General features: G+C 58.4%; 18 protein-coding genes, 2 tRNA genes and 2 pseudogenes. 12 read left to right on the forward strand and 10 right to left on the reverse strand.

The genetic code is table 11. From position 1 onward, the window contains the following. The 7 genes from lolB to ychF all read left to right on the forward strand — a co-directional run bounded on the left by lolB (position 1) and on the right by ychF (position 5,191). Complete coding sequence (gene lolB, locus KI235_RS25410; RefSeq protein WP_003205525.1) at positions 1–618, forward strand: lipoprotein insertase outer membrane protein LolB; 618 nt, start codon at positions 1–3, stop codon at positions 616–618. 1 nt (position 619) lies between these two features. Then, the gene (gene ispE / locus KI235_RS25415) at positions 620–1,471 is read left to right on the forward strand and encodes a 4-(cytidine 5'-diphospho)-2-C-methyl-D-erythritol kinase (protein WP_003205527.1); all 852 of its coding nucleotides are present in this window, start codon (positions 620–622) and stop codon (positions 1,469–1,471) included. Between the two features lie 36 nt (positions 1,472–1,507). After that, a tRNA-Gln gene (locus tag KI235_RS25420) sits at positions 1,508–1,582 on the forward strand. 47 nt (positions 1,583–1,629) lie between these two features. Beyond that, complete coding sequence (locus KI235_RS25425) at positions 1,630–2,571, forward strand: ribose-phosphate pyrophosphokinase (protein ID WP_003205529.1); 942 nt, start codon at positions 1,630–1,632, stop codon at positions 2,569–2,571. Positions 2,572–2,714: 143 nt separating this feature from the next. Continuing rightward, entirely contained in the window at positions 2,715–3,317 is a 603-nt protein-coding gene (locus KI235_RS25430; RefSeq protein ID WP_003205531.1) for a 50S ribosomal protein L25/general stress protein Ctc, read from the forward strand. A gap of 166 nt (positions 3,318–3,483) precedes the next feature. After that, positions 3,484–4,068 (forward strand): aminoacyl-tRNA hydrolase, encoded by a 585-nt coding sequence (gene pth / locus KI235_RS25435; RefSeq protein ID WP_003205533.1) that lies wholly within the window; start codon positions 3,484–3,486, stop codon positions 4,066–4,068. Between the two features lie 22 nt (positions 4,069–4,090). Beyond that, entirely contained in the window at positions 4,091–5,191 is a 1,101-nt protein-coding gene (gene ychF / locus KI235_RS25440; protein WP_003205534.1) for a redox-regulated ATPase YchF, read from the forward strand. A gap of 229 nt (positions 5,192–5,420) precedes the next feature. Here the strand turns inward: ychF and KI235_RS25445 are convergent, their stop codons facing one another. The 4 genes from KI235_RS25445 to KI235_RS25460 all read right to left on the reverse strand — a co-directional run bounded on the left by KI235_RS25445 (position 5,421) and on the right by KI235_RS25460 (position 9,235). Further along, positions 5,421–5,798, reverse strand: a complete 378-nt coding sequence (locus tag KI235_RS25445) for a cytochrome c (protein WP_003205536.1) — start codon at positions 5,796–5,798, stop codon at positions 5,421–5,423. Positions 5,799–5,904: 106 nt separating this feature from the next. Continuing rightward, positions 5,905–6,492, reverse strand: coding sequence for a hypothetical protein (locus KI235_RS25450; RefSeq protein ID WP_003205538.1), 588 nt, complete (start codon positions 6,490–6,492; stop codon positions 5,905–5,907). 14 nt (positions 6,493–6,506) lie between these two features. Continuing rightward, complete coding sequence (locus KI235_RS25455) at positions 6,507–6,941, reverse strand: DUF3592 domain-containing protein (RefSeq protein ID WP_003205539.1); 435 nt, start codon at positions 6,939–6,941, stop codon at positions 6,507–6,509. Positions 6,942–7,072: 131 nt separating this feature from the next. Beyond that, complete coding sequence (locus KI235_RS25460; protein ID WP_003205541.1) at positions 7,073–9,235, reverse strand: methyl-accepting chemotaxis protein; 2,163 nt, start codon at positions 9,233–9,235, stop codon at positions 7,073–7,075. 923 nt (positions 9,236–10,158) lie between these two features. On the opposite strand from KI235_RS25460, the gene KI235_RS25465 reads away from it, so the two are divergent. Next, positions 10,159–12,459: a calcium up-regulated protein gene (locus KI235_RS25465; RefSeq protein ID WP_123351180.1), complete on the forward strand. Its 2,301-nt coding sequence runs from the start codon at positions 10,159–10,161 to the stop codon at positions 12,457–12,459. Positions 12,460–12,702: 243 nt separating this feature from the next. Here the strand turns inward: KI235_RS25465 and KI235_RS25470 are convergent, their stop codons facing one another. Then, positions 12,703–13,920: an MFS transporter gene (locus KI235_RS25470; RefSeq protein ID WP_003205547.1), complete on the reverse strand. Its 1,218-nt coding sequence runs from the start codon at positions 13,918–13,920 to the stop codon at positions 12,703–12,705. 332 nt (positions 13,921–14,252) lie between these two features. Between KI235_RS25470 and KI235_RS25475 the strand changes: the two genes are divergently transcribed. The 3 genes from KI235_RS25475 (at position 14,253) to KI235_RS25485 (ending at position 17,879) form a co-directional block, all read left to right on the forward strand. Then, complete coding sequence (locus KI235_RS25475; protein ID WP_013694212.1) at positions 14,253–16,310, forward strand: methyl-accepting chemotaxis protein; 2,058 nt, start codon at positions 14,253–14,255, stop codon at positions 16,308–16,310. Positions 16,311–16,413: 103 nt separating this feature from the next. After that, a tRNA-Met gene (locus KI235_RS25480) sits at positions 16,414–16,490 on the forward strand. A gap of 165 nt (positions 16,491–16,655) precedes the next feature. Continuing rightward, on the forward strand, positions 16,656–17,879 hold the full coding sequence (locus tag KI235_RS25485) for a tyrosine-type recombinase/integrase (RefSeq protein ID WP_039013962.1): 1,224 nt from the start codon (positions 16,656–16,658) through the stop codon (positions 17,877–17,879). A gap of 48 nt (positions 17,880–17,927) precedes the next feature. Here the strand turns inward: KI235_RS25485 and KI235_RS30535 are convergent, their stop codons facing one another. The 4 genes and pseudogenes from KI235_RS30535 to KI235_RS25500 all read right to left on the reverse strand — a co-directional run bounded on the left by KI235_RS30535 (position 17,928) and on the right by KI235_RS25500 (position 20,974). Next, positions 17,928–18,266, reverse strand: a complete 339-nt coding sequence (locus tag KI235_RS30535; RefSeq protein ID WP_235384593.1) for a hypothetical protein — start codon at positions 18,264–18,266, stop codon at positions 17,928–17,930. After that, the gene (locus KI235_RS25490; protein WP_039013964.1) at positions 18,263–19,243 is read right to left on the reverse strand and encodes an integrase domain-containing protein; all 981 of its coding nucleotides are present in this window, start codon (positions 19,241–19,243) and stop codon (positions 18,263–18,265) included. Before KI235_RS25490 ends, KI235_RS30535 begins: the two co-directional genes overlap by 4 nt. Continuing rightward, on the reverse strand, positions 19,227–19,580 hold the full coding sequence (locus tag KI235_RS25495; protein ID WP_043042858.1) for a hypothetical protein: 354 nt from the start codon (positions 19,578–19,580) through the stop codon (positions 19,227–19,229). Before KI235_RS25495 ends, KI235_RS25490 begins: the two co-directional genes overlap by 17 nt. Next, positions 19,567–20,974, reverse strand: a pseudogene (locus KI235_RS25500) (YfjI family protein). Before KI235_RS25500 ends, KI235_RS25495 begins: the two are co-directional and overlap by 14 nt. Before the next feature lie 983 nt (positions 20,975–21,957). Here KI235_RS25500 and KI235_RS30705 point away from each other — a divergent pair. Then, on the forward strand, positions 21,958–22,368 hold the full coding sequence (locus KI235_RS30705; protein ID WP_327207363.1) for a hypothetical protein: 411 nt from the start codon (positions 21,958–21,960) through the stop codon (positions 22,366–22,368). A 139-nt stretch (positions 22,369–22,507) separates the two neighbouring features. Here the strand turns inward: KI235_RS30705 and KI235_RS30545 are convergent. Next, positions 22,508–23,151: pseudogene (locus tag KI235_RS30545) on the reverse strand (hypothetical protein); the annotation flags it as partial. Positions 23,152–23,478: the final 327 nt, after the last annotated feature.

Below are 23,478 nucleotides of genomic sequence, written 5' to 3' on the forward strand. Positions count from 1 at the left end.
ATGTTTTTGCGCCATCTCATCGTTTTCAGCTTCATTGCCCTGCTCGCCGGTTGCGCGGGCTTCGGCGCCCGTGAATCCGTCCAGGGCCAGGGCAACCAGGCCCAATGGCGCGAGCACAAGCAACAACTGAGCGGCCTCGACGGCTGGCAGATCGACGGCAAGATCGGTATCCGCGCCCCGAAAGACTCGGGCAGTGGCACGCTGTTCTGGCTGCAACGCCAGGACTACTACGATATTCGCCTGTCAGGCCCATTGGGGCGCGGTGCGGCCCGCCTGACCGGCCGACCGGGCCAGGTATCGCTGGAAGTTGCCAATCAGGGACGCTACGAGGCGCCCACGCCCGAAGCGCTGCTGGAAGAACAACTGGGCTGGAAGCTGCCGGTTTCCCACCTGACCTGGTGGGTTCGCGGGCTGCCGGCACCAGACAGTAAAAGCCGCCTGACCCTCGACGCCGACAGCCGCCTGTCCAACCTGGAACAGGATGACTGGCAGATCGAATACCTCAGCTATGCCCAGCAGAACGGCTACTGGCTGCCCGAACGCATCAAACTGCATGGCAGCAACCTCGACGTCACGCTGGTGATCAAGCAATGGCAGCCGCGCAAACTGGGGCAATGACATGAGCGCCGCACGCCTGACCCTGCCCTCCCCGGCCAAGCTCAACCTGATGCTGCACATCCTCGGTCGTCGCCCGGACGGCTACCACGAGCTGCAGACGATTTTTCAGTTCCTGGACTACGGCGACGAAATCACCTTTGCCGTACGCGACGACGGCGTGATTCGCCTGCACACCGAATTCGAAGGCGTTCCCCACGACAGCAACCTGATCGTCAAGGCCGCGAAAAAACTCCAGGCACAATCCGGCTGTCCGCTGGGCATCGATATCTGGATCGAAAAGATCCTGCCCATGGGTGGCGGCATCGGTGGCGGCAGCTCGAATGCGGCCACCACGCTGCTGGGTCTCAACCACTTGTGGCAACTGGGCTGGGACGCGGATCGCCTGGCCGCCCTGGGCCTGACACTGGGCGCCGACGTGCCGGTTTTCGTGCGTGGCCACGCCGCTTTCGCCGAGGGCGTAGGGGAAAAACTCACCCCGGTGGACCCCGAAGAACCCTGGTACTTGGTGCTGGTGCCGCAAGTCTCTGTAAGTACAGCAGAAATTTTTTCAGATCCACTGTTGACACGTAACTCTCCTCCCATTAAAGTGCGCCCCGTTCCCAAGGGAAACAGTCGAAATGACTGCTTACCGGTGGTAGCAAGGCGTTATCCAGATGTTCGTAACGCTTTGAATTTGTTAGGTAAATTTACCGAAGCAAAACTCACCGGAACTGGAAGTTGTGTGTTTGGGGGCTTCCCAAGCAAAGCTGAAGCTGATAAAGTCTCGGCCCTTCTGACAGAGACCCTTACAGGGTTTGTAGCAAAAGGAAGCAACGTTTCGATGTTGCATCGCAAGCTGCAAGACCTGCTCTAAAGGAATCGAGTGCTGGGCACTCGCAGCAACAGATACAGGGGCGTCGCCAAGCGGTAAGGCAGCAGGTTTTGATCCTGCCATGCGTTGGTTCGAATCCAGCCGCCCCTGCCATTTTCCTATACTCATCCAGGTATACCCTCAGCCTTCAGGTACTGCGCGTGTCCAAGATGATGGTCTTTACGGGGAACGCCAACCCCGATCTGGCTCGGCGTGTCGTACGTCAGCTGCATATCCCTCTCGGTGACATTTCTGTCGGTAAGTTTTCCGACGGTGAAATCACTGCGGAGATCAATGAAAACGTTCGCGGTAAAGACGTCTTCATTATTCAGCCGACTTGCGCTCCGACCAACGATAACCTGATGGAACTCGTCGTGATGGCTGATGCCTTCCGTCGCTCCTCGGCTACTCGTATCACTGCTGTTATTCCTTACTTTGGTTATGCCCGTCAGGATCGCCGTCCGCGTTCCGCGCGTGTGGCAATCAGCGCGAAAGTCGTGGCTGATATGCTGACCGTAGTCGGCATCGACCGTGTTCTCACGGTTGATCTGCATGCTGACCAGATTCAGGGTTTCTTCGATATTCCCGTGGATAACATCTACGGCTCCCCGGTCCTGGTGGATGATATTGAAGATCAGCGCTTCGAAAACCTTATGATCGTGTCCCCGGACATTGGCGGCGTCGTGCGTGCACGGGCGGTTGCCAAATCCCTGGGCGTGGATCTGGGTATCATCGACAAACGCCGTGAGAAAGCCAATCACTCCGAAGTGATGCATATCATCGGCGACGTCGAAGGGCGTACCTGTATTCTGGTCGATGACATGGTCGATACCGCCGGCACCCTGTGCCACGCGGCCAAGGCCCTGAAAGAGCATGGCGCTGCCAAGGTCTTTGCCTACTGCACACACCCTGTGCTGTCGGGTCGAGCGATCGAGAACATTGAAAATTCCGTGCTGGACGAGCTGGTGGTCACCAATACCATTCCGCTGTCCGCTGCAGCACAAGCCTGTGTGCGTATCCGCCAACTGGATATCGCACCGGTTGTTGCCGAAGCGGTTCGCCGCATCAGCAACGAAGAATCGATCAGTGCGATGTTCCGCTAAGGGCCCTGCCCTTTCCAGGACATCTCGTTGACGAAAAGCGCCCCGCCCCGGCATTACCTGTCGGGGCGGGGCTTTTTTGCCCATATCGCCTTAAGCGCTGGTCGCAAGCGCTGGGGTGAATGTGGTTACTTTGGAGATACAACATGAACGAATTTACTCTGAATGCTGAAGTGCGTTCCGACCTGGGGAAAGGTGCGAGCCGCCGCCTGCGTCGTCTCGCAAGCCTGGTTCCAGCTGTAGTCTACGGTGGCGAGAAAGCTCCTGAGTCCATCAGCATGCTGGCCAAAGAAGTTGCCAAACTGCTCGAAAACGAAGCGGCCTACAGCCACATCATCGAGCTGAACATTGGCGGCACCAAGCAGAACGTCGTGATCAAGGCCCTGCAGCGTCACCCGGCCAAAGGCCACGTGATGCACGCCGACTTCGTACGCGTAGTAGCTGGCCAGAAACTGACCGCTATCGTGCCTGTACACTTCGTTGGCGAAGCTGCTCCGATCAAGAAAGGCGGCGAAATTTCGCACGTTGTTTCGGAAATCGAAGTGACCTGCCTGCCGAAAGACCTGCCTGAATTCATCGAAGTCGACCTGGCTGACGCCGAAGTCGGCACGATCATTCACCTGTCCGACCTCAAGGCTCCTAAAGGCGTTGAGTTTGTTGCTCTGGCACACGGCGATGACAAGGCAGTTGCCAACGTCCACGCTCCACGTGTTGCTCCAGAAGCCACTGAAGAAGGCGCTGCAGAGTAATTTCACTCTGTCGCCGGAGTGACCGGAAACATCGCGGACTGGAACGTAGCGAGACAGCGGGCGAGAACGCGAAGTTTACTTAACGGTAAATCCGCCATTATCGTCCACTGTCGCAACACCGCCTGATTGCGACATCGTTATCCACACTCCAGGAAGGGCCCCTATCGTGACTGCCATTAAACTGATCGTTGGCCTGGGAAATCCAGGCGCTGAATACGAACAGACCCGGCATAACGCAGGGGCCCTTTTTGTTGAGCGCATCGCGCAGGCACAAGGCGTCAGCCTGGCAGCCGATCGCAAGTATTTCGGCCTGACCGGTCGCTTCTCGCACCAGGGTCAGGATGTTCGTCTGTTGATTCCCACCACCTACATGAACCGCAGCGGCCAGGCCGTGGCGGCATTGGCCGGTTTCTTTCGCATCAAGCCTGAAGAAATCCTGGTGGCCCACGACGAACTCGACCTGCCTCCGGGCGTTGCCAAGCTCAAGCAAGGCGGCGGCCATGGCGGTCACAACGGGTTGCGCGACATCATCGCGCAACTGGGTAATCAGAATACCTTTCACCGCCTGCGGCTCGGCATCGGCCACCCGGGCGTTGCCAGTATGGTTTCAAACTTTGTCCTGGGTCGTGCGCCTCGCGCCGAACAGGAAAAACTCGATGCCAGCATCGACTTTGCCCTCGGCGTGCTGCCGGATATCCTCGCCGGTGAATGGAACCGCGCGATGAAAAACCTGCACAGCCAGAAGGCCTGACACTTATCCGAGGGGAAACACCATGGGATTCAATTGCGGCATCGTCGGCCTGCCTAACGTCGGCAAGTCCACCCTGTTCAACGCCCTGACCAAATCCGGTATCGCGGCTGAGAACTTCCCCTTCTGCACCATCGAGCCGAACACCGGCATCGTTCCGATGCCCGATCCACGCCTGGAAGCCCTGGCGGCCATCGTGATCCCGGAGCGCGTGCTGCCGACCACCATGGAGTTCGTGGACATCGCCGGCCTGGTGGCTGGGGCCTCGAAAGGTGAAGGCCTGGGCAACAAGTTCCTGGCCAACATCCGCGAAACCGATGCCATCGCCCACGTGGTCCGCTGCTTCGAAGACGAGAACGTGATTCACGTCTCCAACAGCGTCGACCCGAAACGCGATATCGAAATCATCGACCTGGAACTGATCTTCGCCGACCTCGACAGCTGCGAGAAGCAACTGCAGAAAGTCGCTCGCAATGCCAAGGGTGGCGACAAAGACGCCGTCGCCCAGAAAGCCCTGCTCGAGCAGTTGATCGCCCACTTCACCTTGGGCAAGCCGGCACGCAGCCTGATCAAGAACATGGGTGCCGATGAGAAGCAGATCGTTCGTGGCTTCCACCTGCTGACCACCAAGCCGGTCATGTACATTGCCAACGTTGCCGAAGACGGCTTCGAGAACAACCCGCTGCTGGACGTGGTAAAAGCTATCGCCGAAGAAGAAGGCGCGATCGTGGTACCGGTCTGCAACAAGATCGAAGCGGAAATCGCCGAGCTTGAAGACGGCGAAGAGAAAGACATGTTCCTGGAGGCCCTGGGCCTGGAAGAGCCTGGCCTGAATCGCGTGATCCGCGCGGGTTATGAAATGCTCAACCTGCAGACGTACTTCACCGCTGGCGTAAAAGAAGTCCGCGCCTGGACCGTTCGCGTCGGGGCTACCGCGCCACAAGCCGCGGCCGTGATCCATACCGACTTCGAAAAAGGCTTCATCCGCGCCGAAGTCATCGCCTATGACGATTTCATCCAGTACAAGGGTGAAGCCGGTGCCAAGGAAGCCGGTAAATGGCGTCTGGAAGGCAAGGAATACATCGTCAAGGACGGTGATGTGATGCACTTCCGCTTTAACGTCTAAGTTGTCGCTGGTGTTGCGGGTGATGGTGTGTATATCCGTTATTTAGGTAACGGCTGCTTAGGATTCCGCCCTGACGGCGGCTCACTTTTGAGAAGCCCGGAAGCCGGCCCAGTCAAAAGTGACCCGCTGTAAGAGCGGAACCGCCAGTAGTCCTTACCGCAGAAACGGATATACACACCACCCCAAACCGTTTCTATCGCACTCAAGAGATCAACAGCAACCCAAAAAATCATCGGCCCTTCGAAATCACACCACCCATATACTGATTCAAATCGCGAAAATCCTTAACACTCCAAGGATACGGCGATAGCTTCACACCATTCTCTCGCAAGGTCCTCGGAATCAAATCCCCATTGGGTCGCAGTATTATCGACGACACAATCACACCCGGATAATCACTGAGTCGTTTCTTGAAAGCGGCAGTTGTAAGGTCAGGCGTAGGAGGATTGCTTTTATGAGCCAACGGCCCTGTCCCCTTGATATCTGCGCCGTGACACATGGCACATCTCTGTAAATAGAGATTTTTCCCATTGGCACTATCCGCAAAGGATAGTGATGTTTGAATGAGCGATAAAAACCCTAGCGAAGCGATGACTAATATTTTCATTATGCTTTCGGCACATGCCAATTTTTATGGGCGCAACGCCCTGCGGGAACAAACTCATTCCCACAGGTTTTAGATGCCGGGATTGTTGTCTGTTCGCACAATCTGACTAGAACAGGTAGCCCATGTAGATCGCCGCCCCACCACCAGCCTGCAAGCCAGCGTTCATCCCGGCCATGACCACCGCGCCCTTGGCCGAACGCGCCAGTTGCCGGTTGACTGTGGTCGAAGCAATGAGCGAGGTTGCCGGGTTGGAACTCAGGACCACCGACAACGCCAGCAACTTGGGATCGAGCCCGAACAGCAGCGCTGTGGCCGAACCGCCGATCCCCAGGCCCACGCCCACTTCGGTATACATGCAAGGGCCGGTGATGTCGTCACTGGTCAGGTCGCGATCGACCAGGGCGTCACTGACAAACACTCTGCCAACGCTGTAAAAAGACTCCGCCGCACCCGCAGCCGACACACCCTTGCCCTTGATCTGAATATTGATCTTGCCAAAGCGCGGCAATCGCGCGCCAACACCGACACCTACGCCGACGCCGCCATAGCGGTAACTGACGTCCTCGCCCTGGGGCGAACGCAGGATAATCGAACCGCCACTGCCAGCCACCATGACCACGGTCAGGCCACCACCGCTAGCGGTCTGGTACTGCCAGCGACTCTCATTAACCGGGAGTGGGATGTTATAGCTCATACGTTCAAAGTCCTTTAAGTGAATGAACCGCACCGCGACCGCGCTGGTCGGATGGTTTTCAGCAACCCGACCAGGGTGAAGAACAGCCCCATGGCACCCAACATCACTGGTGTCCCCCACAGTGCACCTCGATCCACGACAAGGGGGTTGGCGGCCGGCTGCTCGGGCAAATAATAAACTCGCACCGGCTGCCCCGGCTCATAGCCGAAGATGAAGCCACCCTGGGGGTAGGAAATTTTTTCACCTTTGCCAGTGGTGAACGCGATTTCGGGGTGAGAACCACCGGCGTTCAGCCGACTAACGATGCCATCGGCGGTCTGTGCCCGGGCGAGGAAGTCGCGACGGTCGAGGGTGAGATTGACGGCAATGCCCAGCAAGCCAATGCCGATCAGCGCAAAAAGCAGGCCCAGCAGTATCGTCCCGATGCGTGACGGGGTGTCGTTAGCCATAGCTTGTCCCGGTATTCATCCATGAAAGAAGGCGGCGAGGATAACAAAAAGCCTGCTATGCCGTAATGCTGTTCATTCGAGGTTTGTGACCGCCGTGGCAAGGGAACTTGCTCCCTCGCCACGGACGCCCATTAGCCTCTTTTGACTTTGAAGCGTCCCAACACCCGCTGCATCAGCGAGGCTCGCTCTGAAAGGTCCTTGGCCGCCACTGCGCACTCTTGCGAGTTCGACTGGTTTTTCTGCGTCACTTCGTCGATCTGCTCAAGCCCGATACTGGCCTGCTGCAAACCTGAAGCCTGCTCGCTGGAGGCCTGGTAGATCAGCGAAACCAGGCTCGACACCGCGCCGGTTCCGCTGACGATGTTCTTCAGCGATTCGGCGGTCCGGCCGGCGATGACCATGCCGCGCTGAGTCTTGCTCGAGGAATCGGCGATCAGCGCGGCGGTCTGCTGGGCGGCCTCGGCACTGCGGGCGGCCAGGCTGCGTACTTCATCGGCCACCACGGCAAAACCGCGCCCAAGCTCACCGGCCCGGGCAGCTTCGATCGCCGCGTTCAGGGCCAGCAGGTTGGTTTGTGCGGCAATGTTGTCGATGGTGGTGATGATCGCAGTGATGTCCTTGCCCGAGTTGTCGATTTCGGCCATGGCGGCAATCAGTTCGCTCATCAATTTGTCGCTTTCCCCGGCATCGGCCCGCGAGGCCTGGGATTGCTCATCGGCTTTCTTGGCGTTGGCGGCGTTGTCCCGGGTCTGGGCGGCCATCTGCGTCATCACCGCGCTGATTTCGGTGATGGACGAGGCGGAATTGGAGGCCCCGTCGGAGAGTGACTGACTCAAGTCGGTAACCTGCGCCGAGCTGCCGGTGATCTGGGTGGCGCTGATCTGAACCTCGGAAATCAGCTGGTTCAGGTTGCTGACCATCTTCTCCAATGACTTGCCAAGGGTGTCATGGGGCGAAGACAAGCGGACCTCCAGGTCCAGGTCACCTTCGGAAATACGCTCGGCCACCCGCACCTGCCGTTGCAGGCTTTCAGACATGTCGTTGAGGGCCGCAGACAACTGCCCGACTTCGTCTTCGGATTTCTGCACCAGGCGACGAGAGAAATCTCCCAGGCTGATGGTGGCGGCCAAGGCGGCGGCTTCGCGAATCGGCCCAACGATTTTTGCCGCGGCATACCACAGGGCAGCCAGGGCCAACAACGAAATGACCAACCCTACCGACACTTGCCAGATGCTGTTGTTGAGGCTGCGTGCCTGCAGCTCCTGCTCCAGGGCGATGGCCTGGCTCATGACCACAGCCTTGGGCAGGCGAATCAACACCGCCCAGGGCTTGCCCGTGCGACCGAGCGCAATGGGCATCAGCACTTCAATGTTCTGTGTTTGCGCATTGAGCAGGCCATCACCCCGACCGGCCTGGATATCGCGGAGCACTTTTTCCCAGGATTCAGGCAACAAGGCCTTGATCGGCTGGCCAATCAGGTCGGTCCGCTGGCTGTCCGCGACCACCAAGCCCTGGTTACTCAGGATCGAAACCGTGCCTTTGCCGCCGTAGAGATCAGCAGACATCTGCTCGCTGAGTTTCTGGATAAACGCGATATCGAAGTCAGCCCCGACCACACCGTAGAACTTGCCGTTGGACACGATGGGCACCGACAAGGTGGTCAGCCAGACGTTTTTCCCCTGGACCACATAAGGAATGGGGTCGAGCACGCTTTCCTTCAGGGTGTCGCGCGGGCCGCTGTACCAACCGCCCTTGGGCACACCGTTGGGATGACGGTCCGGGGAGTCATACTCGACCAATGGTTGCACCGCGACATGGCCGTCGGCGCTGCGCGTCCAGTAAGGCGTGAAGCGTCCGGTCAGCGGGTTATTGCCATCCTCTGCATTGCGGAACGCCGGATCCTGCCCGTCTAACGCATTCGGTTCCCAGCAGGAATAGGTGCCATTGAAGTCCGGGTTATCCTTGAGGACGCTGAGCAGTACGCTGTTGATCTGTTCACGCCCCAATGCCAGGGGGCTTTGCGAGGCCTTGCTGGCGGCAAAGGCATTGGCCATGGTGCGGGCCGCATCCAGCGCATTCTGCAACTTGGCCTGGATGGCGTTGGCCCGGGATTCGGCCAGGTTCTGAATTTCCCGGATGGTTGATTTCTCAACCAGTGCGCTGACCTCGGTCGAGACATATTGCTCATTGGCCCGGGCGCTGAAGAGCCCGTAGACAATCAGGCTGATGGATGAAACAAACAGGCATACGCCTGCCGTGACACAAATGCGTGCCTGCAATGACTTGAACTTCATATCATTCCCCGCCTGATTCTATTTATGGCCAACGTCAAAAGACGGCAGCATCTAACGTGTGCACGACACGGCATGACAATCGATCACGGCTGCTACGCCGCCCCCCAAGACAAACACCTTGGAAGAACTTGGCGATACAGCTCTTTATAAGAATTTCAATATGGCAGGTGGGGGGCACAACCCCTGTCCGCCCGCAGCGCAGAAGAGGTCATCAAACCAAGAACCGAAGGCCTTATGTCCGGGACAATAAGGGCGATAGGTGGAAAGAATGTGAAAGCCTGCTTTTCCAGTCACCACAGGGGTCACCCTTGAATAATGCTGCAGATTCCCTTCTAACCATTAACCACAACAGCAAATTAACACGACCAACCCTTATACAAATACCCACTTAAGGCTTATACAAACCAGTACTTTGGTCGCAACAGCAACGTACTTATCAAGTACAAGATTCAAGTTGAGACTCTCTCGTTGCACGGCACTGGCCGCCACCCCGCAATGGCGACCTCGGGCAAGATATGAGCACCAGGCTACACTCCATGCGCGTCCTGCAAGGCACAACGCTCAAGCGCCTTCTTCCGCATGGATAGGGAGATTCTCATGCACAGTCTCGCAGACTACGGATATACGAAGAGACCAGCCCCCGCCCCCGCCATTCGTGCAGTGCTGCCAGCCACTGGCGACATTGAACGGCACCCTCCTGGCTGAGTATTCCCTCGGCTACCTCAAGTCCGGGAGCGGTTGATTCGCTCCGGGACCTGTTCGCGACCCAACACTTGAAAAGACTTCCCGATCAATTGCATCGGCGTAGCAGGCACAGGCGCGCCGGATTCGTGGGAGCGCAACCGTGCCCATGCACTGCGCGCGCTCTCACGTCCGAAAACAACCGCAAGGCGTCCACCCAATGTCGTGAAAAGGAGATCAACATGAACAACCTGAGCGATATAGCGCTGGCAACATCCACCAACCCCAGCACCTTCCTCACGGTCCCGCTCGGCGATCCGGTCCAGGCTGACAACGGCAACATTCCACCCAACACGCGGATGCTGCCCGGCCAGTGGGCGGCAGCGGACGGTAACGGCTATGTGTTGCTGCTGCAGCCTGACGGCAACCTGGTGCTGTACCAGGTCGTCACAGGTCCCGTGGCGGCCAACAGCTCGTTCACCGGTAGCGCGATCTGGGCCACTGGCACCAACAACGGTGCCTACTTCGATGTCCAGACCGATGGCAACCTGGTCCTGGGTACCAGCGACGGCAACGTGGCATGGTCGCCCTACACCAACGGCATCGACCCTCAGGAACTGCTCGTCCAGACCGACGGCAATCTCGTGCTGTACAACACCCTCAACCAAGCCTGCTGGGCCTCGAGCAGCAATCACTATCAGGTTTGGCCGCCGACTCGCTGGGTCAATGTGCAAAGCCACCTCGTCGCGCCCGAGAAAGGTGTGCCCTTTGTACTCACCGCCAGTTCCGACGGCGTGACGTTGAGCCCCTTCGTGGCCGGTTCGCCCAACCAGATCTGGCAAGTCACCGCCGATGGACGGCTGCTCAGTGGCCTGCTCGACGGGTTGGTGTTGGGTCAGGATGCCGGCAGCAGTACGCCAATCAACACCACACAGAGTGTACCCGTCCCGGTCGAGCAGACCTGGCTCTGGGGAACGGGGCTCGGCCCCACGGCCATCCAGAACAGCGCTTCGAATCAGTATCTGAGTGTCGATATCACGGGGGGCTCGGTACAGATGCAAGACACCGACACCTCGAGCCAATGGTACCTCATGCCGACCACGCCCCTGGACAGCATCATGGCCTTGCCGGCGTCCGACCCGGCCTTCCCGGCCTTTACGCCTGACCAACAGGCTGTCTATGACTGGATAAACAACAAACTGGCGGCCATGAACAATCAGCGCCATTTGATCCTGCGCGAGCAGTACACCAACGGCGCCAGCACTCTGGACAATTACCGGCAAGACATGCTTGGCCTGGACTACAGCGCGTTCCCACCGCAAGTCTGGCAACCCGTAGTGGAGCAGTTGAAGTTGGAGCTCAGCGCAGCGAGCGCCGTCAACAGCCTGTTCGCCTGCTACACCAGTTTCCACACCCTGTTATTCGTGGACCAAGGAGCGCTGCTCTCCGAACTGGGCCTGGATGCCGGCTTCGAGGACGGTGACTCGACCAATATCGGCGGCATCATCCTGGCGGTGCTCTCGGGCGTCATCTACACCGTGCTCTCGGCTGAAACGATGGAAGGCGACATCAATTATTTCGCCGTCGCGGCCAACGTTCTCCAGAGCGGCATCAATGTGGCGGTCGCGGCCCAGAGCTCGAATGTTTCTCCCAGCCTGTTCCAGGTGGCCTATGCCGACCTGTGGGGACAATTGAGCACTACCTTCGAAGGGTTGCTGGATACGTTCGACACCATGGAAACCGCCATCCTGACAGACTGGGCCAAGCTGAAAATCACCTATACGCTGATCGCCTCGACAGCGCCCGACGGATTGTTCTGGAACTCCGGTGAAACTGGAAATATGGTGAAAGCCGCCAAGCAGGGTTACGTGCTGTCGGTGATGCAGATGCTGCTGCCGGCCAAATACCAGATCTACCAATACCTGGACGTCAATAACAACCCCATCGACGGTGTGCCCGCCTATGCGCAGTACATCACACCCGCGATCGACGGGACCTACTTCAAATACTGGATCGCCGATTCGACGGACTGGTCAATCTATCCGGAAGAAATCGCGCTCACCCAGGTCTGGGACAATGGCGGCTCGAAGGACGACTTCTTTAACAGCAGGAACGGTTGGGCGTTCGCCTTGACACGGCCCTACACCTACAGCGGCAACGCCGCCAATTACCTGGTAATCGCGCTTACCAACCTGAGCCCGAACACGCTGGTGGCCACGGTGTTCAATCCGTCCCCCACCTCCGCCGGGCCGTCCCCACAAACCCTGTATCCCTACGAGACGGTATTGATCGAGGCCGAAGCTGCATATCCTGGTGGCGTAGCGATCACTCTCTCGATCTTCGACCCTTCCCGTGGCAACTACTTCGACGAGCCAATCGCCTCGTTCGATGCCTTTCAGGATTACTCTGGGTTCGCGGCCGGTAATGTGCGCACCGCCAACGCCACGACGGCGGGCGATTACCAACTGTCGACACCGCTGTGCAACACGGGCGGGTACAAGCAATACCCCGGCGCTATCCAGGCCAGTATCTACCGTCCTTGAGGGGTGAATCGCAGGCATGAGGAGCGGGAGTTCCGCTCGAAGAAAAAGCCGTGTTGATCGGCGGGCTTGCTCCGAAGGCGTTGGGTCGGTTTGCATTGATACAGGATGTGCCGACGCCTTCGCGAGCAAGCTCGCTCCCACAGGTTTTTGTGTCGTGTGCAGATGGCCGAGAACACCCACCAACCCATGTGGGAGCGGGCTTGCTCGCGAAGGCGTCGGCTCAGCTACATGGATCTTCTCGCCTCAAGCCTTTCGAGTCCTCGGCAAGAAAATCGCCAACACCCCGAACAGCGGCAGGAACGAGCACAACCAGTACACATACTCGATGCCACGGATGTCCGCCAGGTGCCCCAGCAGCGCGGCGCCAATCCCGCCGAAACCGAACATCAGCCCGAAGAACACACCGGCGATCATCCCGACATTGCCCGGTACCAGTTCCTGGGCATACACCACGATGGCCGAGAACGCCGAGGCCAGGATGAAGCCGATGACCACGCTGAGGATGCTGGTCCACAACAGGTCGACATGAGGCAGGATCAGGGTGAACGGTGCCACGCCGAGGATCGAGAACCAGATCACCGCCTTGCGCCCGATCCTGTCGCCAATCGGTCCGCCGAAGAAGGTCCCCGCCGCCACCGCCCCGAGAAACAGGAACAGGTGCAACTGCGAAGAGGCCACCGACAGGTCGAACTTCTCGATCAGATAGAACGTGAAGTAGCTGGTGAAACTGGCCATGTAGAAATACTTGGAAAACACCAGCAGCCCCAGCACCACCAGCGCACTCAAGACCCGTCCCTTGGATAGGCCATGCGTGGCCGCCTGGCCTTGCTTGAGTTTGAACAGGTTCAGGTGGTTGGCGTACCAACGGCTGATGCGGTACAGCACGAACAGCGCAAACAGGGCGAACAACCCGAACCAGGCCACATTGCCTTGCCCATAGGGAATGATGATCGCCGCCGCCAGCAGCGGGCCAAAGGCTGAGCCGGCGTTACCGCCCACCTGGAAGGTCGATTGCGCCAGCCCGTAGCGGCCGCCCGAGGCCAATCGCGCCACCCGCGACGCTTCCGGATGAAAGGTCGACGAGCCAATCCCGATCAACGCCGCCGCCAACAGGATCAAGGCAAAACTGCCGACCATGGACATCATCACGATGCCGATCAGCGTGCACACCGTCCCAGCCGGCAGCAGCCAGGGCTTGGGGTGCCGGTCAGTGTGATAGCCGACCCAAGGCTGCAACAAAGAGGCGGTCAACTGGAACGTCAGCGTGATCAAGCCAACCTGCGTGAACGTCAGGCCATAGCTATCCTTGAGCATTGGATAAATCGAGGGCAGCACGGCCTGGATCAAGTCATTGATCAGGTGCGCCAGCGCCACGGCACCGATGATCCGCATGACCAACGGGCTGCTTTGCGCAGTGGCGGCAACGGCTGGGGTCTCGGCCTGGGTATTGCTGATAGCCATGGGAGTTTCCATACGACAGAGGGTGCACACGGGCAGGTGCGTCAATGTGCCATTTTTCGGTGCAGCAAGGCTATCCCCTTAGCTAGCTATCGACCTCGAAAAATTGCCGAAATCCAAGGTGATAGCCCTACGCCATGGTCTGAATCTTGCCTTGTTAATGGCCTACAACGCGGCTCCTTACAAAGGGGACCGAGAATGGGAAGTTTCGCTACAGAGCTGGCCTACCGAGCCGATTTGGACAAACTTTCGAGGCCTTTTAAAAGGGCACCTGTTTCAGCACTTGTGTAGAAAACGCACAAAAATAGTGCAAGGGTGTTCAGGGGAGTATGGGCATGCAGGCTTTTCTATCACCGGGAATCAGGTTGTTGGGGCATTTCGGCTTCGCCCGCAAATTCCAATTGCTGTTCCTGCTTTTTATCCTGCCGCTCATGGGCAGCCTGTGGCTCATCGGCCAGGACTATCGCGACAAACTCAGCCTGATTTCCGGGGAACGCGCCGGGGTGCGCCAATTGCTGGCCCTGGATAACCTGGACAACCTGCTCACCGCCCAGCGCAACCGCGCCGCCCGCTGGCGCGCCACCGAAACCAATCGGCAGCCGACACCCGCGACGCTGGCCGCCATGGCGGCGTATGACGCAGTGCAACCGGCCCTTACCCAGGCCGCCAGTGACCTGGGCAACGCCCTGCAAACCGAAGGGGCCGAGGCCGATACCCTCGCCCGCTATCAAGCCCTGCAAACCAGCCTCAACGGCCTGGATTCGAAGAGCCTGGGCAGCGTGGGCTGGTGGCCGGATGGCTACGACCGCTTCACCGCTGCCCTCAGCGCCCTGCAAGCCTTGCGCGAGCAGATGGTCATGGACAACCGCCTGACCCTCGCCTCCTGGCTGGAAACGTATTTGCTGACGCAGATTTCCACTCAGCAGACGCCGGACCTGATCGAACGGGTCGGTCGCCTGGCCAGCGTTGGACAAGCTTCCGTGGTATCAGGCCAGTTCACGTTGCAGAGTCGCCTGCAACTGCGGGACCTGCGCAGCCGTATCGGCGACGCCCGGGACCAGTTGGTCAAGACCGGAGCGCTGCTGGAAACCCGCCTGCCCAGCGATCTGCAAACCTGGGCCGGACAATACCAGGGCAGCCTCAAGCACTTGGATGCCGGCCTGAAAGTGTTGGATGACGGCGTGTTCGGCGGTTCCATCAATCTCAAGCCCGAAGACTTCGAGAAACACATGGACGCCCTCCTCGTCGACCTGGCGACCCTGCGGCAACAGTCACTGGTGGCACTGGATACGCGGCTGGACCACTACCACGGTTCGGCGATTCGCCAGTTCACCCTGGTAGCAACGGTACTGGGCTGCCTGCTGCTGGCGGCGCTGTATCTTTTTGTTTGCCTGCAAGCGTCGATCCGGCGCAGCGCCAGCGGCATCACCCTGCTGGCCGAAGCCCTGCGCGACGGAAATCTCAGCTTGCAAGTGCCAGTGCAAGGACGCGATGAACTGGCGGCCATCAGCACCGCCCTCAACGTCGCCGTGGTGCAGCTGCGCAACAGCCTGCTGGGGGTGGACCACGAAACGTTGCAGTTGAGCAACGCCGTACGCACCCTCAATACCCACTCCAGCGGCGCCCTGGGCGAAGTCGAAGCCCAGCAGATGCAGATCAGCCAGATCGCTGCCGCCGCAACACAACTGGCCGCCACCTCCCAGGGCGTGGCGAAGAGTTGTGAACAGGCCTCCGATAGCGCCCAGCAGACCCGCCGCATCGCCACCGACAGCAGCCGCGACAGCCAACGCACCACGGCCAGCATCCAGCAGCTCAACCAGCGCCTCAACGAAACCGCCGCCGCATTGGGGCGGGTCAGCGAACAGGGGCAACAGATCCAACTGGTGGTCGATACCATTCGTGGCGTGGCCGAGCAGACCAATCTTTTGGCCCTCAATGCCGCCATCGAAGCCGCTCGCGCCGGGGAACAGGGCCGTGGTTTCGCGGTGGTGGCCGACGAGGTGCGCAGCCTGTCGCAACGCACCCAATCCTCCACGCAACAGATTGCCGCCACCGTCGACAGCCTGCGCGCCACGGTCAACGAAGCCGTCAGCCTGATGGAAGCCGCCTGCGGCCAGGCCCAGACCGACGCCCAAGCAGTCACCGGCCTTGGCGAACGGCTGGGAGAAATAGCCAGCGCGGTGCAAAGCGTCACCGACACCCTGGCGCAAATCGCCACCGCCGTGGATGAGCAAGCCAGCACCGCCGACGAGGTCAGCGGCAATATCCAGCAGGTCGACCAGGCAGCGATGCGTTTGCTTGAAGGCGCAAGGGCCGTGAACCTGGCGGCGGATACCCTGAGCCAGGGAAGCCGGGCCCTGAGTGCCAACACAGGGAGATTTCAGCTCGGTTGATAGCGATTTGCAGCGAGGATTGTTAAGCGGTTGAAAGCGCAGAGAAATATTTCAGATTTACGCTTGACACATCTTCGTTACCGGCGAATAATGCGCGCCACTTGGCTACATAGCTCAGTTGGTTAGAGCATAGCATTCATAATGCTGGGGTCCGGGGTTCAAGTCCCTGTGTAGCCACCAAGTACCGATCCATAGATGTCTATAGCAGTCTATGAATCACCTCAAGAAGCCCGCCTCGTGCGGGCTTTCTTGTGTCTGGACATCCAAACTGATCCACCCACATCCTTCACATCCTGTATGCCCCCATGTATGCTTCAATAAAAATTGAACTGGAGGCATACACGGATGAAACGCAGCGATATCAAACGCCGTCCTCTCTCCGATACCGCACTAGTCAATCTCGCTCCCGAAGCGGGGGCCTACCGCGTGCTAGACAGCTCGGGGCTTTATTTCAGAGTAAAGCCTAACGGGCAGAAATCATGGGAGTTGCGCTATAAAAAGCCCGACGGCAAATGGTCGTGGCTCGGGCTTGGCGGGTACCCAGAAGTCAGCGGCGCCTTTGCTCGGCAAAAAGCTGCCGAATTGAGATCGGATGCAGCAGAAGGCAAAAATCCGATAGCCGCCAAGAAAGCTAGAAAAGCTGCGGAGGTAGCAGCAACAAACGAAACCTTTGAAGCGTTGGCTCGTGAATGGCATACGTCTCGCTTGGCTGGCTGGGATGTCGGCACAGCAAAAAGGGTCCTTGGAGCCTTGGAGCGTCACGTGTTCCCTCTTGTCGGAAAACGTCCTTATGTCTCCATCATGTCGATGGAGTGGATGGAGCTTTTGAGAGGGCTCGAACGTCAGGGAATCCTCGAGCAGATGAGTCGCGTGAGGGCATACTGCAAAGACATTTACGACCTGGCTCGCGTAACCGGCAGGGCGATGAACAACCCCTTAGAGGGGGTTCATAAATTTCTCTCATCGGGAAAGGCCGAGAACTACGCCCATGTCTCCCTAGAAGAACTTCCCGCACTGCTCAGAGCAATACGATCATACCCACACGCCAGGGATGTCCAGCTAGGCCTCCAACTGCTTACTCTCATGGCTGTCCGCCCCAGCGAGCTTCGAGAGGCATACTGGGCTGAGTTCGACTTTGACAAAAGGCTTTGGACCGTCCCCGTTGAACGCAAAGGCCGTAAAAAAGGGCGTGAACACCTTGTACCACTCTGCAAGCAGGCGCTAAGCGCTCTTACTGAACTACGAAAAATCACGGGAGCGTACCCACTGTTGTTCCCTGGTCGAAGCGATCGAACCAAGCCTCGCAGCGATACCGTCTTTTTAATGGCGCTAAGGCGCCTTGGTTACGAAGGACGACAGACCGGACATGGCTTCCGTCACATTGCTAGCACGGTACTCAACGAGCACGGTTTTCCAGCGGACCACATTGAAGCCCAGCTCAGTCACAAGGCGTCAGGTGTACGCGGGATCTATAACAAGGCTCAGTATCTGGAGCAACGTACGACAATGATGCAGTGGTACGCCGATCATCTTGACGGGCTTGAAGCAGGAAATATCAGAGCCGTATAAAACAACGGCCTCTTAGCTTCTTGCCCAGTAAAGAGCGTCCTGATAGGCCTAGCTTGAAGTCGACCATTTAGGCTGCGGAATGCCACAGCTTGGTGAGCACTTATCCAAATGGAGCTGACTGTCAGCTTTAACACTTTCACGCCGCCTACGAATTAACGCTGCTGTTAACTCGTAATAATAAACGGTAGACGGCGCTGAGCATCGCAGGTAGTGCTCCAGAAACCATCTCACGTGCTTTTCTCTCCAGGACCAGGGAGTCGCGCAACCCCAGCGTTCACGAATCACCTCGTGCATCCTTTCTGCTTGCCTGATGTGCCGCTGCTGCGTGGCATGTGCACCTTTGAGCACGGGGCGCAGAAACAACGCTATGTCGAACTCGGCCGTCATCGCCGACCTCCGATGTAGGCACTCACCACATCGATGCGGTTATGCCCCAACTCGTGGCTGATCTGCTGTCGTGCACGCAGATCAAGCTCTCGATCTTCGCGATAAACACGAGCGCCATTTACAGGTGCAGGAAAGCCGGTCATCTGCTCATAGCGCTCACAGGTGTAAGCCGCCCGCAGCTCATGAAAGCCTTTCAATCCATGTTCATGCAGGAGGTCCCGTGCCGGTCGCACAACTGATTGCATAAACTCTTTGTAGCTCTCGTTGGGGGCCAACAGGTTCCGACTGCCACTGGGTGAAGCCTCCCAGGCCCGATCCAAGGCGCCACGGATTTGATCAGTGACCGTAATCCAACGCGGTGCTGACGCGCCTGATCGACCGCCTTTGGTGCCGTCTTGGATGTTGATCTTGCCCAGTTGCCTGGCCTCACGTTGCAGTCGGGGCAGATCCGCCAAGATCGCTTCACGCAGACGCATACCAGTCTTCCGGGCCAGATGCACAATTGCGGCCACTCGTTGCTGACTTCGCTCTGACAGCGCGCGTGCGATCAATTCGATCTGAGCACGATCTTGGCCTTGCGGTGCCTCCCCGCGTACGCTTGAGCGCTGCAAACCCAGCGCCTTGCTCGGACTGGGGATTTTGACGTACTGATCACCGCGCAGCGCAGCCATAGTTCGGTTCACGCTGGACAGTCGGTTCTGCGCGGTGCCAATGCTGATGTTGTCCTGGTCAACCTGCTGCCGCATATAGGCGGCGTACCGCATAAGCATCTCGCGGTCGATCTGCCGCGCGTCATTGAGCCTCGGCCCTTCCTCGGATCGACACCAATTCACGAAGGCCTGCCAACGATCACTATGGGCTTTGACGGTAGCAAAATGACCGTCGCCAAACAGATCTTTCAGGGCTTGCGGTCCGGCATAGCTGAGCTGGCGACCGAAGCCGAAATTGCGCCCCGCTCGCTTACCGACGCGAGCCATTTTTCTGTTCCTGATCGACTGCAGCAAGCTCATGTAGAAGCGCTTGCCAGTGTGCACTCACAATAGCGAACTGGGCCCAATCAGTCGGACGGAAACAAAGCGTGTTGTTGGCGACGTAGAGATGCGCGCCCTGCTCTTCCAACCATTGGATGATGGCTGTCGTCGAGGCAATAGTTTTGTGGGTAGTGGCGACACCGGCGACAGCGGCGACAACCCTTGCCTTGTCTGGTTTTGAGCGTGGCGACAAAGTGGCGACACTCGCGGCGACAAGCCGCACTTTCGGTTCTTTTTGGCGCTGAGCCAGATGGTTGCGCAGCGCTTCATCAAGATTGAACATGGCGCACCTCGAAGGTGTGACCGTCGGTGATCAGCCACTGATGCTCAAGCAACTCGACCAGCAGCTTGGCGGCATGACGACTGCTCTTACGGGCAAAACGGGGACCGTTGCGGTTCAGGTCTCGAATACTGAAGCACTTCCAATCCTTGGCCTGCAGCCAACGCAGCAGACGGTCCGCCTCCTCCTTTACCCGGCATACCGGTTCCTGTTCGGTCAGACGCTGGATCTCGGTGAGGTAGTAGCCGACTAAAGCGGAGGCCCGCTGGATATGGTCGGCCCCCACCGTGCTGCCCTCCTCCACAACTGCCAGGATGGCAGCGATTCGGAGCAGGTTATCGGCGGCCTTCGATCCGCTAGGCCGCACGCTGGCCAGTTCCCCAAACTCCCCCAGCTGAGCTTCGATGGCATCATGCAAATCAATCCAGCGACGGCGGGCTAACGGACTCAGTGTCAGCGGTGATAGCCGCAAGGCACCGTCAGCGGAAAGTGACCAAGGCTGATGAAACAGGGCCGAAAGACGGTGGTGATATCGCTTTAGGGCGGGGTCTTTGGACAAGTCGACAGACTGGTAACTGCGTTGTCCGGCCAGGCTGGTGGGCCAGGTAATGAGGCAGCGACCTAGAATGCCTTGCCCCTGCAGCAACGGGTCACTGAGTAACTGCATGGCCAAATACGGTTGCAGCATCAGGTGCAGGCTTAAGCGTCGATCGTAAGCTCGCAAGCTTTCACCAGCCATAGACCGCGCGCGATCTATCGGACTGCCGTCCCAGAGCGACGACAAGGTCGTAACCGCTTTCAAACGGTTATCTCGACTCATGGTGCTGCTGCCGAGGAATTGCCCCCCCCTCGTCACAGAACAGCCCCATGCTCGGCAAGTCATGGCAGAGCCCCTTGATCAGGGCCTCGATCGTCGGGTCTGTGGTGATCAGCCGAGGGGCCGAAGGCTCCGCTTCGAACGGTACGCTGTTTGTGGGGGCGGGATCGGCAGGATTGATACGCTGCGCTTGTCGCTGTGCGGCACGGTACCGAAAGAGCTGCTCACGATAGTGTTGCCACTGTTCACGCTCCCATTGGCGCGCTGGCAGCAGTGCGGATCGGTCTGCCGCGGTCTTGCGATCACCGGACGCAGCCACCGTGATCAGGTACAACGAGAGGGGATAATGTCTCCCGTCGAGTTGTAAGCCCGCATGACCTTGAGTGGCCAGGGCCGAGGCGGCCAACACCGATTGCGCGGCCAGTGCCTGGGGCACGCCGATGACCTCGGCCATGCGCTCAACCGCGGGCCCAAGAATTCCACCCAACGCCTGCACTGGATAAGGCTCGGCCACCGTGCGCGACTCGATTAACGGTCGAGGGGATCTTGGTAGTTCAAGCTTCGGATCTAACTGCTGCATGGGCCCTCTCCTCGTTCATTACTGATTGTCCTCACGTAGTCCCGCCACGGCTGTTGAGTGTTATCAGGGATCAAGGCCCCTGCGGCCTGTGAGGTGTTCACTGACGCGGAACGAACGGCTCCTTACGACCGGGAGCAAGGGCATGACCCCATGAATCTGGCCTCCTTAAACGCATCCGAAAATGCGGGCGGGCGGAGGCTGTGCCGACTGACGAGTTCGGCACCTGGAGATCCTGAGTGGGAGAAGGCAACAACATCGACGTCTGGGGCATGCCTGACTGTCAGTCAGGTGCAGCCTTTCCATGGGCTGCGGCACCGGTGCCTGTGTCGTCGCAGATGGCGACGAATCGGATTTGTCAGACCGATTGTCACGAGGAGAGTTGCGGCAATGCCTTGTACGACGTGGCTTGCAGCAGTGCTACGAGCGCCCGTCTCTTTCCAGGAGAAAGAGACGGGCGCGGATTGGCGCAGCGAATTGAGCCGAGAGGTGAGGTTGCTGCAGCGCAGCGAGGTAGGTCCATCGTCTGCCGCAGTGGGTAGATAAGTTGAGTAGGCATCCATCACTCTTGGGAGTGACCGTACGAGCCGCCGGACGCTAATCGCACTTGGGGAAGAACCACCACGCGAGTGGCGTAGCCTTCAAGGTTCTGGCTACCTGGGCTGGTGCTGTCAACGACAGCGATCCGTGCGCCAATTTTTATACCCACACGAAAAGGCGGTCAAGCGGCACGGCTAATGCGCTCAGAAAGTGGCGACTGTCGCCACTTCTGTCGCCACGTTTCAGGTCACGTTCTACGTGTGTTGTCGCCGGCGTCGCCGCTGTCGCCACACCTACATTCATGCCTCCACGAAAAGATCCGCTTTGACACTGAAACGGCGCTGCGCCCGATACAGATCACGAGCAATTACTGACGGGTAAAAGAAGGCTGGCGCTGATCAAATTTGAAATGAAAGGGGGAACGCGGTGGCTGCAAGAAAAAGCGAGTGAACCCGCCGATCGGCGCGATCAAAGATCGCTTGATCGGAGGGTTTGGCGGGAAAAGAAAATCTCAAACGTCAATTACAGACTCAGGCATTAAAAAACGGGTTGATTGGGAAGTGACGGCCTCACGCCGCATGATCAGCGTCTGCTGCAACCGCAGCAAAAACCGGCTTCAAATGCCTCTTGTGAATCACCTGAACGATGACGATTTCGATTCTGAGACAGCGCCCACCATAACGGTAATGATGAGCCTTCAAGCCAAGTCTCTGCGCAACGAACAGCCTCCTTTATTACCGGAGCGAACTCATCACACCACGGTGTTTGGATCGCGGGAGCCCCTTCAGCATCCAACAGCTCTACTGCCAGCTCAACGTCATGCGGAAAATGAAGCAAAATACTCTGGGCTCCGTTAAGCCGGAGAGTGGCAGCCTGCCGCAGTTTAATCGCTGCACCTTCAGGAGTAAGCGATGAAGTATCGATGCTGTTGGGTTTGGGGAGGCCGATTAGAAGCGAAGATCAAACATCGCGGAATCCTCCGAGATACACACCTCCCTCCCTCCCGTCCACACACGTTTCCTTGATCTCCAACCCCGTCACGCCCACATCCAGCGCCAACCCCACATACGTGCCCCTCCCCCAGCCAATTCGAGGTCTGCGCAATCTCGCGCATGCGCTGGGTATACCCAGCAATCTCGCCCTTGTGCAAATAGCTCTTGGTGGAAATCCCCAGCACTTTCTTCTACGCCATGTTACTGCACAGCCCCGTGCCCAGGTGCGCCGCGCCTTGCAGTTGGGTATTCATCCGGTCAAACAGCACCTTGCGCTGGCGAAAAAACGCCTCACGGTCCAGGCCCCCACCCTTAACCGCTGATGCAAGTGCTCGACCTGTTACAGCGTATGCGCCACCTCATCCGGGTGCCGCGCCACGCCGATATCGCGCAACCGATGCCCAGCGAGGTGTACCCCAGCAGGCTTTGCAGCAGGTCATAGTCATTGACCACCTGGTGCCAGCGGCGTTATCCAGTTCCCGGCGAATCGCTTCGGCAGGGCGCACCAACCAGGCTTATTCCAGCGAACCGCTCAGGCTGTAGGCATCGGGCGCAATCACCAACTGCCGGGCTCACCAGCCTATGGCGGAGGTCGCGGTTCAACACATCAAAATGATCAGAACGTTGCGGGTTGATGCCAAGGCCCATCAAGCGGGATTTCAAGCTGTGGTAGTCGGTGGCGCGGTCGTTGATATAGCCCTGCGTCCCTGAATGCAATGAAGATGGCTTCGGAATATATGCAAGCGAATACGCCTCGGATACTAGCTCGGAGGGGGCTGAATTACATTTGGGAAGTTACCTACAGCCAAGAGAATAAGCGCCGACAGAACAGCCCCCTCCCATAGTTATAACTGCGTCGCCTGATAAGCCCAATCACACTTATTAACCGTTTATTTGACGTTTTTTTCTCATTCACGGCCCTACATTCGCCGCGCCTAAACATGCAAATGATTCCTATTGGCCGAGTCTCAATCG

The sequence above is a fragment of the Pseudomonas sp. St386 genome (genome assembly GCF_018325865.1).
Lineage (GTDB): Bacteria > Pseudomonadota > Gammaproteobacteria > Pseudomonadales > Pseudomonadaceae > Aquipseudomonas > Aquipseudomonas brassicacearum.

Excerpts from the sequence above, each read along its gene's own strand:
- lolB (WP_003205525.1), top strand. The coding sequence starts at position 1 with ATGTTTTTGCGCCATCTCATCGTTTTCAGCTTCATTGCCCTGCTCGCC.
- ispE (WP_003205527.1), top strand. The coding sequence starts at position 620 with ATGAGCGCCGCACGCCTGACCCTGCCCTCCCCGGCCAAGCTCAACCTG.
- KI235_RS25430 (WP_003205531.1), top strand. The coding sequence starts at position 2,715 with ATGAACGAATTTACTCTGAATGCTGAAGTGCGTTCCGACCTGGGGAAA.
- ychF (WP_003205534.1), top strand. The coding sequence starts at position 4,091 with ATGGGATTCAATTGCGGCATCGTCGGCCTGCCTAACGTCGGCAAGTCC.
- KI235_RS25445 (WP_003205536.1), bottom strand. The coding sequence starts at position 5,798 with ATGAAAATATTAGTCATCGCTTCGCTAGGGTTTTTATCGCTCATTCAA.
- KI235_RS25450 (WP_003205538.1), bottom strand. The coding sequence starts at position 6,492 with ATGAGCTATAACATCCCACTCCCGGTTAATGAGAGTCGCTGGCAGTAC.
- KI235_RS25455 (WP_003205539.1), bottom strand. The coding sequence starts at position 6,941 with ATGGCTAACGACACCCCGTCACGCATCGGGACGATACTGCTGGGCCTG.
- KI235_RS25460 (WP_003205541.1), bottom strand. The coding sequence starts at position 9,235 with ATGAAGTTCAAGTCATTGCAGGCACGCATTTGTGTCACGGCAGGCGTA.
- KI235_RS25465 (WP_123351180.1), top strand. The coding sequence starts at position 10,159 with ATGAACAACCTGAGCGATATAGCGCTGGCAACATCCACCAACCCCAGC.
- KI235_RS25470 (WP_003205547.1), bottom strand. The coding sequence starts at position 13,920 with ATGGCTATCAGCAATACCCAGGCCGAGACCCCAGCCGTTGCCGCCACT.
- KI235_RS25475 (WP_013694212.1), top strand. The coding sequence starts at position 14,253 with ATGCAGGCTTTTCTATCACCGGGAATCAGGTTGTTGGGGCATTTCGGC.
- KI235_RS25485 (WP_039013962.1), top strand. The coding sequence starts at position 16,656 with ATGAAACGCAGCGATATCAAACGCCGTCCTCTCTCCGATACCGCACTA.
- KI235_RS30535 (WP_235384593.1), bottom strand. The coding sequence starts at position 18,266 with ATGACGGCCGAGTTCGACATAGCGTTGTTTCTGCGCCCCGTGCTCAAA.
- KI235_RS25490 (WP_039013964.1), bottom strand. The coding sequence starts at position 19,243 with ATGGCTCGCGTCGGTAAGCGAGCGGGGCGCAATTTCGGCTTCGGTCGC.
- KI235_RS25495 (WP_043042858.1), bottom strand. The coding sequence starts at position 19,580 with ATGTTCAATCTTGATGAAGCGCTGCGCAACCATCTGGCTCAGCGCCAA.